This is a genomic window from Acinetobacter sp. YH12136 (assembly GCF_013418545.1).
In the GTDB taxonomy this organism is placed as follows: Bacteria; Pseudomonadota; Gammaproteobacteria; order Pseudomonadales; family Moraxellaceae; genus Acinetobacter; species Acinetobacter towneri.
This window is the reverse complement of record NZ_VPBV01000001.1, coordinates 253,410-264,792: the sequence shown is the minus strand read 5'-3', so window position 1 is coordinate 264,792 and position 11,383 is coordinate 253,410. Positions and strand designations below refer to the sequence as shown.

Below are 11,383 nucleotides of genomic sequence, written 5' to 3'. Positions count from 1 at the left end.
ATATGGTGCTGATTCTAACATTTTAGGTATATTTTTTCAATGAGTGAGATATATAAAAACCGACATTCAGCCTTTAATCTTCATGTTCATTTAGTTTTTATAACGAAATATCGAAAAAAAATACTAGGTGAGTTGCATCATAAATATTTCAATGAGTGTGCAACTGAAATATGTAAAGATTTTGATGCTGAATTAAAGGAATGTAATGGTGAATCCGACCATGTTCACATGCTTATTCAGTATCCACCAACGGTACAGTTAAGCAAATTGGTTAATAATTTAAAGTCTGTAACAAGTAGAAGAATGCGAAATGAGTTTTTAGACTTGAGAGGGAATTATACAAAACCTGTTTTATGGTCAAGATCATATTTTGCAGGGTCTTGTGGTGGTGCGCCTTTGGAAATAATCAAACAATATATTCAGAATCAACAAGGTTGAAATTTGTGAAACTCACCTCCACCCTGACTGACGGGTGGAGTCCTCTTTCACTTGGAGATAGCAACGGTATCGAAGTGCTCAAATCATAAAAAAAAGTCTGTACCATGCTGATACAGACTTTTTTTAAAATTTCTCTGATTAATAGCCTTTATAAAGAAACTATCTTAACTTTTCTTAGCGGTTGCCTTGTTGGAAGCTTTGGCTTGATCTGCCATCATTTTTTCAACCACAGCCAATGATTCTTTGGCTTGCGCTACATTTTCCTGTGCCAGTGAGGCAAAAATCTTTTTCGCTTCAGGCAAGTTTTGCGGCACGATATTGCCATTCACAAACATATTGCCCACTGCCATGAGTGCAGGAATATAACCCTTTTGCGCCAAGTTTTGAATGCTTTGCAGCCCTTGCTTAATTGGTGCTTCATCTTTGTTTTTAAAGCCTGTGCTAATTTCGTACAAGGCTTTTGCATGTATGGCTTGATAATGATCTTTGGCAATTAAAGGTTGTAATAGTTTTAAACCTTTTTGGTCAGATGCTGCCGTATTTTCCGAGAAATATAAAACGGCTAAATCGACTGTGGCATCATTAAAACCCTGATTGGATGCCGTCTGTAAATATTGTTTGGCTTTAGCAGCATCCTGTTTTAAACCCAGTGCGCCAGTAAGATAGTTTTTGCCTAAAACATAACTCGCAACAGGGTAGCCTTTTTGGGCAGATTGCTCATACAACTGAATGGCTTTCTTTTCATTTTTTGCTGTGCCTTGTCCAGTTTGTGTCAAATAGCCTAAGTTATACATGGCTTGCGCATTGCCTGTTTTGGCAAGCTTTTCTAATTCCTGATAGGCATCTTTAACCTTGTTGGCTTGCATTAATTGTTCAATTTTGGCAAAAGCAGGATCGGTTGGAATGTTACTATTTGCCATACTGATGCTGCTAGATAGGGCGATTGCACCCGCAATGAGTAGTTTTTTCATCATTTGAGTTGTACCTTGTTCTCTTTTACACATCATTCCGTTGATGTGCGTTTTGTTTTTACAGTGGTGCATTCATCATAAGTTGAAAAGTGTGAATGTAAATATAAAAAATGTGTACGAATGCTTTTTTTTTCATTGTCATTTGAAGGGAATCTTGCGACTCCCTTAACCTGAGCGGGTGGAATCTATTTTATTGCGGACGTGCAACATCGCCATTCAAATGTTCAGGCAAAGCCAATACTTGTACAGCTAACTCTTCCAAAGCACTTGGTTTGGCAACCACCAACGCTTTAAAACCTTCTGCAGTCGCTATGCTATTCACCACTTCCACATCATTATTCAGTTTGGCGGCAGGTGCAGGTGCTTCGCCTGAACCCTGAATTAAATGCAACCAATGTTTTGGTTTGGCTTTAAACCATAAACGTGCCACGACTTCCTGACCCAAATAACAGCCTTTGTCATAATGCACGCCATCTCGTTGATGCAAACGCAATTCCTGCGGTTGAAACACTTCTGCTGTTGAGGCTTGAATCCATGCCTGACCTGTTTCAATCGCTTGTAGTTGCCATGCGTTTAAATCAGTCACTTCAGCTGAAAATTCAGTTTGATTGCCCTGAATGGTTGGGTAAACCGTACCGATGGTTTCAAGCTGCATTTTTGAAAATGCACCAAACTTTTTAATGTGTTTGGCTAAATCTTCGGCTTGGTCGGCTGTGCTGATGATTTCAAAACATTCGGACGAGATTTTTTTAAGCCATAAACCAAACTGCACACGTCCTTTTAAACTACAAATAGCCGTATAACACGTTGTATTTTCAGCCAAAGCTTCGACATTGACGGTCACCTGACCTTGGAGAAATTTTTGTGCATCTACACCGTTTAAACTCAAAGCACAGAAAGCTAAATCGCGCATGAAAACCCTTTTCAGAATGAAATCTAAGACTAAAGAATGAGGTCAATTTTGCGCTATTTTTAGAAAAAATGCATTTTTCAGGCAAGAATTTTACTTGAAATGTAACTAATTATTGCAAAAACCACTATTTTTATATTTAAGTATATGAAATATATAAGATTTGGGAAATGGGTTTTTGGCAGCGTACAATGCTTTCGACGGGTGGAAACAATCATCCCATAAGATGTTGAGAACAATAGAGTAAGGGCGAATACCAGATGAATAACAACTACCGCAAACCGCTGCAAGGCACTCAGCTCGATTTTTATGACGTGCGTCAAGCCGTTGAAGATATCCAGCCAGGCGCCTATGCCAAACTTCCTTATACCTCAAAAGTACTTGCAGAGCAGTTGGTGCGCCGTTGTGATCCTGCAATTTTAGAACAATCTTTAAAACAGTTGATTGAACGTAAACAAGAGCATGATTTTCCGTGGTATCCAGCACGTGTGGTATGTCACGACATTTTAGGTCAAACCGCATTGGTAGATTTGGCAGGCTTGCGTGATGCGATTGCCGATCAAGGTGGTGATCCATCTAAAGTGAATCCTGTCGTACCTACCCAGTTAATTGTCGATCACTCTTTAGCTGTGGAATATGGCGGTTTTGACCCAGATGCATTCCGTAAAAACCGTGAAGTGGAAGATCGCCGTAATGAAGACCGTTTCCACTTTATTGAATGGACTAAAACTGCGTTTGAAAATGTAGATGTGATTCCTGCAGGTAACGGCATCATGCACCAGATTAATCTGGAAAAAATGTCTCCAGTGATTCAAAACCGTGAAGGTCTGGCATTTCCAGATACCTGCGTAGGTACAGACTCACATACGCCACATACTGATGCTTTGGGTGTCATTTCTGTAGGTGTGGGTGGTTTAGAAGCTGAAAACGTAATGTTGGGCCGTGCTTCTTGGATGCGTCTGCCAGATATTATTGGTGTGGAGTTAGTCGGTCAGCGTCAGGCGGGTATTACAGCAACTGACATCGTATTGGCTTTAACCGAGTTCTTGCGTAAAGAACGTGTGGTTGGTGCTTATTTAGAATTCTTTGGTGAAGGTGCAGACAGCATGTCGGTGGGTGATCGTGCCACGATTTCCAACATGACCCCTGAATATGGTGCAACTGCAGCGATGTTCTACATCGACCAAAACACCATCGACTATTTAACTTTGACTGGTCGTGAAGCAGAGCAGGTAAAACTGGTTGAAAACTATGCCAAAGAAATTGGTCTTTGGGCATCTGATATGACTCAGGCAGAGTATCCACGTGTGTTACGTTTTGATCTTTCAACGGTAACGCGTAACATTGCAGGCCCATCTAATCCGCATGCGCGTGTATCTACTGCAGACTTGAAAGAAAAAGGCATTGCAGGTGTAGTTGAGCAACGTAGCGATGGCTTAATGCCAGATGGTGCGATCATTATTGCGGCCATTACCTCTTGTACCAATACCTCAAACCCACGTAATACCGTAGCAGCAGGTTTATTGGCACGTAAAGCCAATGAATTAGGACTCGTGCGTAAGCCTTGGGTGAAATCATCATTTGCACCCGGTTCTAAAGCCGCTGCTTTATATTTAGAAGAAGCAGGCGTACTGAAAGATTTAGAAAAACTTGGCTTTGGTATTGTTGCCTATGCATGTACTACCTGTAATGGTATGTCTGGTGCATTAGACCCAGCGATTCAGCAAGAAATTATTGACCGTGACTTGTATGCGACTGCGGTGCTTTCAGGTAACCGTAACTTCGATGGTCGTATCCATCCGTATGCGAAACAAGCTTTCTTAGCATCTCCACCATTGGTTGTGGCTTATGCGATTGCGGGCACTATCCGTTTTGACATCGAAAAAGATGCATTAGGCACCGATCAAAATGGCAACCCAATTTACTTAAAAGATATTTGGCCATCTGATGCTGAAATTGATGCTTTGGTGAAAGAGTCAGTTAAACCTGAACAATTCCGCCAAGTGTATATCCCAATGTTTGATTTGGGTGAGTCAGAAAAATCTGAAAGTCCGCTATATGACTGGCGTCCACAAAGTACTTATATCCGTCGTCCGCCGTATTGGGAAGGTGCATTGGCTGCGCCACGTACTTTAGCCAATATGCGTCCGTTGGCAATTTTGGGCGATAACATCACCACAGACCATTTATCTCCATCGAATGCGATTATTTTAGACTCGGCAGCAGGGGAATATTTGGCAAAAATGGGCTTGCCAGAAGAAGATTTCAACTCTTATGCAACGCATCGCGGTGATCATTTGACTGCACAGCGTGCAACTTTGGCGAATCCGAAATTGTTTAATGAAATGGTGGTACGTTCAGACGGCACAATTAAGCAAGGTTCTAAAGCGCGTGTTGAGCCAGAAGGCGAAGTAATGCGTATGTGGGAAGCGATTGAAACTTATATGAACCGTAAGCAGCCGTTAATTATTATTGCGGGTGCAGATTATGGTCAGGGTTCAAGCCGTGACTGGGCTGCAAAAGGCGTGCGTCTTGCGGGTGTGGAAGCGATTGTGGCTGAAGGTTTTGAGCGTATTCACCGTACCAACTTGGTGGGTATGGGCGTATTGCCACTTGAGTTTAAAGCGGGTGTTAACCGTAAAACTTTAGGTTTGGATGGTACGGAACTTTATAGCGTGATTGGTAATATTGCGCCACGTTCGACTTTGACTTTGGTGATTGAGCGTTCAACGGATGATGGTAAAAACCAAACAATTGAAGTGCCAGTAACTTGTCGTTTAGATACCGAAGAAGAAGTATCTGTGTATGAGGCGGGCGGTGTATTGCAACGCTTTGCGCAGGATTTCTTGGAAGGGAATGTGGCTTGATGATGTTTTAAGAATCTTCTTTAATTTTTCTTCTTTAAAGAAATGTTAGAGAATGATTATTGTTGAGAAAAGACCTCATTGTTAAGTGAGGTCTTTTTTTTTGGAAGATGAATATATTGTGAATTAAACAGCAAACTCCTTGTAAACCTAACTTAATTTTCTAAAAAGTATCTTTCATTCAAAAAATCAGCAGTTATCAAAAACAATAAAATTTAAAAGTAGAAGTTTATTTGGTTGAAAAACACCCAATAAATACCTATCATAAGATATGTATCAAAAACGATGGAGTAGCCCAATGACTACCGCAAAAGTTTTTATGACAGGACGAAGTCAAGCCATTCGATTGCCTAAAGAATTTCGCTTTGAAGGCAAAGAAGTTGAAATCTTTCGTCGTGGTGATGAAGTGATTCTTCGTGAAAAACCAGTCACGGTAGATCGGTTATTTAAAGCGTTATCCCAAATGCCAAATGACTTTTATGCAGATGAAAGAGAAGATCTGCCGCCTCAAGAACGGGAAATGTTCTAATGCAAGTACAATATTTATTAGATACAAATATTTGTATTTACATTATTAAATACCAAACTGAAATTGTGCGTCAGTATTTTGAAAAACATCTTCCGCATCGAAATATATTAATTTCTGTCATTACGTTGGGAGAATTACGTTTTGGTGCAGAAAAAAGTCAACATAAAGAAAAGGCTTTAAAAGTCATAGATGAATTAACATCAATGATTCAAGTGGTTGAATTGGATGAAAATGTTGCACACCATTATGCAGAAATACGCCAGAACTTTGCATCTAAGGGGCAGATCATTGGCGCAAATGACTTATGGTTAGCAGCACATGCACGTGCAAATCATTGGGTCATGGTCACCAATAACGAAAAAGAATTTACTCGTGTCGATGGATTAAAAGTCGAAAACTGGGTATCTAATCCTTTGTAATTGAGTTAGATTTTTTATAAAAATCATCCTTCGCCCAACTGCCCTCATCACCCGTCAAAATGGACAATAGACAATCATCACAGAATAGATATACTGGATTGACCATTTCTAAACCACACGGAGAACAAAGATGGTAACTGCAGGTGATAAACCAGGAACAGGCTTCTATTTTTGTGTCCAATGCGGGCATCGCGTTTACTTAGAAATTGGTACAGACCGTCTACCACCGTGTACCAAATGCCATGGCACCGAATATAACAACAAGGTTGCCTAAGCTACACGACTTAAAACAGCTGATCCTGTTTTTAATCTAAAGCCCTATCACCCGATGGGGCTTTTTGCTATTTTACCTAAAGAAAACCCAAGGCAATGAGGTACAACATGGAAACAATACTCGGTTTATGTGTCGGCATTGGGCTAAGTGCTGCCAGTGGTTTTCGGGTTTTTGTGCCTTTGCTGGTCATGAGTGTTGCGGCGCTCATGGGTTGGTTTGAACCTTTAAAAGGTTTTGAATGGTTGGCGATGCCTGCTGTTTGTCTAGCTTTGACCGTGGCAACAATCAGTGAAATTGCTGCGTATTATGTGCCGTGGGTCGATAATTTGCTCGACACTGTTGCAACGCCTGCCGCCATGATTGCAGGTACACTCACCACAATGGCTGTAAGCAGTGGCGAAATGTCGCAATTTGCCAGTTGGGCTTCGGCCATTATTGTCGGTGGCGGTACAGCGGGTGTGGTGCAAATGAGTACAGTTGCGGCACGTGGCGTATCAACCGCAACCACAGGCGGTGTTGCTAATCCTGTAATTTCAACAGGAGAGTGGATTGGGGCTGCCGTACTTTCAGTGTTGTCTTTCATTGTGCCTATATTGGTGGTTTTTGTAGTGCTACTGACCTTAATTTGGGCAATTCGCTGGATTCGAGGCAAAAAGAAAGTTGTTGAATCCTCCACATAGATTTTTGGTCAGTTTGAAAACATTTGAAAATAATCATGGTAATAAATTCAATATTTAAGCTTTATTTGATGATTTAAATGCATAAAAAATGTCTATTTGGGAAATTTTTTAAAATATGACTTAAAAAGTGATAAAAATTTTAAAAATTAATCAAAATAAAATCATTTCGGGGAAACAATCCCATCCTCAAATCACTACTATATATCTCAAGGGTGTGATGGGGATCGAAAAGAGTAGATTGCTACCAGTTGCGTACAACGTGCGTGTAGTACTTACCCAAAAGGTCTCGATTCGGCTTAGGACGCTATAAACCAGAAGTTTATAGGCTATAAGATCATGGCTTATCCAGCATGATAGTTGAAGTAAACCACAGTTGTTTTCCCTAACACCCTAAAGAATATTGTTAAAAATATAAAAAACAAAACAAGATCAAGAAATAAAATTATCAAAAAATAAAGACTTAAATGAATTTTAAACCATCTTTCCGCTACAAAACTCCCATCAAGTTTTTCGTTTAAATCTGTTAATTTGTAATGATCATCCACATCTAATTAGGTGGGATATGAGTGTTGATTACGATTTTTGGTGTCGTTTATTACTGACCTGCGCACTGATTAACTATACCATTTTAATGCTGTGGCTTGTGGTGGTGATTTTCGCGCATGACTGGCTTCGACAGTTACATGGCAGATGGTTTAAACTGTCAGATGCAAGTTTTGATGCCATTCATTATGGCGGCATGGCAGTCTATAAAATTGGGGTATTGCTATTGAATATCGCGCCACTTATCGCGCTGTACATGATGCGATCTTGATTTAGAACTCTATAAACAAGCATCGAAAAGCATAGAAACAACCGCTTTAAACAGTACATTAAAAACACACGGTCATCGAAATAGAGGCGAAAAGCCCGCAATTTAAGGAGTTGGTAAACATGAATCAATTTAAACCTGCACTGATTTTAGGCGGTCTAATTTGTTTGGGGATGGTGCTGGCGGGTTGGATTTTAGGCAATAGCGCACTTAAAATTAAACAATATGAGCGTGTAGTTTCAGTCAAAGGTTTGTCTGAACGTGAAGTAAAAGCCAATGTAGCCGTGTGGCCCATTCGTTTTAGCGCAGCCAGTCAAGATTTGGCTGCTTTATATGACACCATGCAAAGCCAGACTGCACAAATTCAAAACTTTTTGAAAAATGAAGGTTTTGCTGCGGAAGAAATTACCATTGCTGCACCCGTGATTACCGATAAATACGCCCAGCAATATGGTGGAGATGGTAATGTTGCCTTGCGTTATACTGCGCATCAAACCATTACGGTGTATACCAAAAGTATAGATAAAGTCCGAAGTGCGCAAAGTCGTCTGGTTGATTTAGGCAAGAATGGTATTGCCTTTGGCGGTGAGGATTACGGGCAACGCACCGAATATTTATATACGCAACTAAATGACATCAAACCTGCCATGATTGAGCAAGCCACACAAAATGCCCGCAGTGTTGCAGAAAAATTTGCTGCAGATTCTGACAGTCGTTTAGGCAAAATTAAATCGGCCAATCAGGGCGTATTTAGTATTGAAGACCGTGACAGCAACACGCCATATTTGAAAAAAGTACGTGTGGTGTCTACGGTGGAATACTATTTAGCAGACTAAGTTTGGCAGACTAAGTTTCGCAGACTAAGTTTGACAGATTAAGCTTGGCAGACTCAGCCAATTTAAAATCTAAATCTTTACACTAAAAAGTACATCGCCCGACTGAATTGACAGTTTGGGCTGTGCTTGATATTTTGCCCGCACCGCTTTGCATGCTGTATGTTCATGGCTTTAAACGACAACTTTATTTATGCACCTCCACAAGAACCCTTAGTGATTGTCTATGAAGATGACGATTTATTGGTGATTGATAAGCCCGCAGGTTTATTGTCGGTGCCTGGGCGTTTGCCCGAACATCAGGACAGCGCATATTTAAGAGTACTCGCAGATTATCCTCAGGCAAAAATTGCCCATCGTTTAGATATGGCGACCTCAGGTATTCTCATGTTTGCCAAGCATCGTGATGCAGAAGTCGCATTGAGTAAAATGTTTCAGGCGCGAACAGTAGAAAAAAACTACATTGCTTTAATTCAAGGCAAACTTGAAGGTGAGGGCAGTGTCGATGTGCCTTTAATTACCGATTGGGAAAACCGTCCACGCCAAATTGTGCATTTCGATTTAGGCAAGCCTGCGCAAACGCTGTATCAGGCTTTGGAATATTGTGCGGTTGAAGATATTACCCGTGTATTGCTCACCCCGATTACAGGGCGCTCACATCAGTTACGAGTACACATGCAATATATTGGACATCCCATTACAGGCGATAAGTTATATCATCCTGAACCGAAAAAAAGCACTTTAGGTCGGATGGCGCTGCATGCCAGTTATTTGGCTTTCACGCAACCTTTAAGCCAAGTTCCTGTTGCAATTCGAGCACAGCTTCCTTTTTAGAGATTTTGGGATTCAATTTTTCTAACAGGCGAATATTTTTCAATTTTTTTGTGAAAATACTCAAAAATTGGGATAGTCTTCGTGCCGCTAACTCGCTAACGTATCTTTAGAGCTATCGTTATTCATTTGCCTTGGCATAAATGAAGGAAGTGAATAACTCGCTGTTTTAAAATTTTGTGTTTTTGAGTGTGGTGGGCTGTCAAAGCGGGTTAGAAAGCGTCTTTAAAACTGAAGATGACTTTTTAAAATATGGCAGACCAATGCGGTGGGAGAAGTTATATGCTGTATATATTGGGTGCAATCATTATTGTTTTGGTGGTGATTATTTTTTGGCAATCTCAGCGCCGCCGTGAGTTGTCTGCCAGCATTCAATCTTTACAAAGTAATTTAGACCGCACTCGCTCCAATTTAGCGTCCGATGAGTTGGAAAGTAATGAATTAGAGCATCAGCTGACTGTGCTACGCATCGAAATAGGCAGTTTAAAAGGTCGTTTAGAAACCTTGCAGCACTATCAACATATTTTAGACGTTGAGCAATATGTATTAGAACGTCGCCAACAAGTAGAAATGTTTGTAGAAATGATTAAATCCGAAGCGGAAAATACGCGGGAGCAGTGCAAGCAACAAGTTGAAAAAGTTCGAGATTTTTTAGCCGAGCATGAGCAAAAAACCAAAGCCAAAACGCTTAAAACAGCACAAGATCAATTGGGTGCTTTTTATAACTTGGTTGAAGAACGTCAGCAACTCGAACAGATTATGACCGCGCTGTATCATAAAATTGAACATCATACGCCTGCTTTTCAGTTGCCTGCACAGCAGCTATTGGATGATCTGATTGAAGGTTATGGCTATAGTGATGTAGCACAACACCTGCAGCAAGTACGACACAAGATTCAAGATGCGGTCAAAAATCAAGAAGTTGCGCATTGTGCTTTTGTCGATGAGCAACGCCGTCTAGCGGCAGTGACTTTGCTGGCTCAAGCATTTAATAGTAAAGCAGATTTATATTTGGCGCAGCTGACTGAACATAATCTGGCTGAATCGCTTCAAGCTTTGCAGGATGATTTTACTTTGCTGAATCATTATGCGGCTGCATTTGGACACGCAAAAATTCTAGACTCTTACTTAACACTTCGACAAGAAGAATTAAAGTTTGCTGCTTTACTGTTGGCATTTAAACAGGAAAGCATCTTGTCAGATGCCACAAATTAAACTGGCTGCAAATGCTTAAAGCAATTGTAGTGTCATGTAAAAGCAAGCTTCTGGGTAATTCAGACTAAAGTCAGTGTAAAACGAGATGAAAATTGAGTCCTTCGGGCAAATTTGTGCTATGTTGAATTCACTATTTTGTCACTTGCCAGATATATATTGGCTAAAAAGATAACAAGGATATTCGCATGACACGTGACTATGAACAATTCCCTGATGATGATAATGGCAATGTACTTTGGCAAATGCATGAAGATGGGGATGACCTGACAGAGCCACATGAGATTGAGTACTCCATCGCTTTTACCACACAAGAACAAGCTGAAAAATGTGCTTTGTATTTGTTGGCCGAAGAACAAAAAATTTCATTATTCCAAGATGAAGAATCTGACGCAGTTGAATGGATCATTACCATTTATGTTTACATGGAACCAGAGTATTCAGACATTGTCGATTTAGAGCAATGGTTCAGCAAAATTGCTGAAGAACATGGCGGTGAATACGATGGCTGGGGCTGTATGGCTTACGTCTACGATGATGAAGACGAAGACGATTACGAAGATTAAATCGGGTATCTGAAAAGCATGTGTTGATCACATGCTTTTTTATTT

At 40.5% G+C, this 11,383-nt stretch carries 13 protein-coding genes; 11 read left to right on the top strand and 2 right to left on the bottom strand.

Annotated features, from left to right (window positions below; all coding sequences use genetic code 11):
• Window positions 1-39: 39 nt before the first annotated feature.
• Window positions 40-438: an IS200/IS605 family transposase gene (gene tnpA / locus FTU71_RS01295; protein WP_004970281.1), complete on the top strand. Its 399-nt coding sequence runs from the start codon at window positions 40-42 to the stop codon at window positions 436-438.
• A 164-nt stretch (window positions 439-602) separates the two neighbouring features.
• Here tnpA and FTU71_RS01290 read toward each other — a convergent pair whose 3' ends face one another.
• Together FTU71_RS01290 and FTU71_RS01285 are read right to left on the bottom strand one after the other, a co-directional pair.
• Entirely contained in the window at window positions 603-1,409 is an 807-nt protein-coding gene (locus tag FTU71_RS01290; RefSeq protein ID WP_026438287.1) for a tetratricopeptide repeat protein, read from the bottom strand.
• A 190-nt stretch (window positions 1,410-1,599) separates the two neighbouring features.
• Window positions 1,600-2,322: a folate-binding protein YgfZ gene (locus tag FTU71_RS01285; protein ID WP_179993681.1), complete on the bottom strand. Its 723-nt coding sequence runs from the start codon at window positions 2,320-2,322 to the stop codon at window positions 1,600-1,602.
• A gap of 257 nt (window positions 2,323-2,579) precedes the next feature.
• On the opposite strand from FTU71_RS01285, the gene acnD reads away from it, so the two are divergent.
• The 10 genes from acnD (at window position 2,580) to FTU71_RS01235 (ending at window position 11,338) form a co-directional block, all read left to right on the top strand.
• On the top strand, window positions 2,580-5,186 hold the full coding sequence (gene acnD / locus FTU71_RS01280) for a Fe/S-dependent 2-methylisocitrate dehydratase AcnD (RefSeq protein WP_179993679.1): 2,607 nt from the start codon (window positions 2,580-2,582) through the stop codon (window positions 5,184-5,186).
• Window positions 5,187-5,481: 295 nt separating this feature from the next.
• Entirely contained in the window at window positions 5,482-5,712 is a 231-nt protein-coding gene (locus FTU71_RS01275) for an antitoxin (RefSeq protein ID WP_004972406.1), read from the top strand.
• On the top strand, window positions 5,712-6,131 hold the full coding sequence (locus tag FTU71_RS01270) for a type II toxin-antitoxin system VapC family toxin (protein WP_179993677.1): 420 nt from the start codon (window positions 5,712-5,714) through the stop codon (window positions 6,129-6,131). Before FTU71_RS01275 ends, FTU71_RS01270 begins: the two co-directional genes overlap by 1 nt.
• A 130-nt stretch (window positions 6,132-6,261) precedes the next feature.
• Complete coding sequence (locus tag FTU71_RS01265) at window positions 6,262-6,405, top strand: hypothetical protein (RefSeq protein ID WP_096901556.1); 144 nt, start codon at window positions 6,262-6,264, stop codon at window positions 6,403-6,405.
• Between the two features lie 107 nt (window positions 6,406-6,512).
• A complete protein-coding gene (locus FTU71_RS01260) occupies window positions 6,513-7,085 on the top strand; it encodes a DUF4126 domain-containing protein (RefSeq protein WP_179993675.1) in 573 nt (190 codons plus the stop codon).
• 562 nt (window positions 7,086-7,647) lie between these two features.
• The gene (locus FTU71_RS01255) at window positions 7,648-7,899 is read left to right on the top strand and encodes a DUF6868 family protein (protein ID WP_179990539.1); all 252 of its coding nucleotides are present in this window, start codon (window positions 7,648-7,650) and stop codon (window positions 7,897-7,899) included.
• A gap of 119 nt (window positions 7,900-8,018) precedes the next feature.
• Entirely contained in the window at window positions 8,019-8,732 is a 714-nt protein-coding gene (locus FTU71_RS01250; protein ID WP_179993673.1) for an SIMPL domain-containing protein, read from the top strand.
• 165 nt (window positions 8,733-8,897) lie between these two features.
• The gene (locus FTU71_RS01245; protein ID WP_179989200.1) at window positions 8,898-9,563 is read left to right on the top strand and encodes an RluA family pseudouridine synthase; all 666 of its coding nucleotides are present in this window, start codon (window positions 8,898-8,900) and stop codon (window positions 9,561-9,563) included.
• Window positions 9,564-9,842: 279 nt separating this feature from the next.
• On the top strand, window positions 9,843-10,775 hold the full coding sequence (locus FTU71_RS01240; RefSeq protein WP_179993672.1) for a DUF5660 family protein: 933 nt from the start codon (window positions 9,843-9,845) through the stop codon (window positions 10,773-10,775).
• Window positions 10,776-10,960: 185 nt separating this feature from the next.
• Complete coding sequence (locus FTU71_RS01235; RefSeq protein WP_004972392.1) at window positions 10,961-11,338, top strand: ribonuclease E inhibitor RraB; 378 nt, start codon at window positions 10,961-10,963, stop codon at window positions 11,336-11,338.
• The last annotated feature ends 45 nt before the right edge of the window (window positions 11,339-11,383 follow it).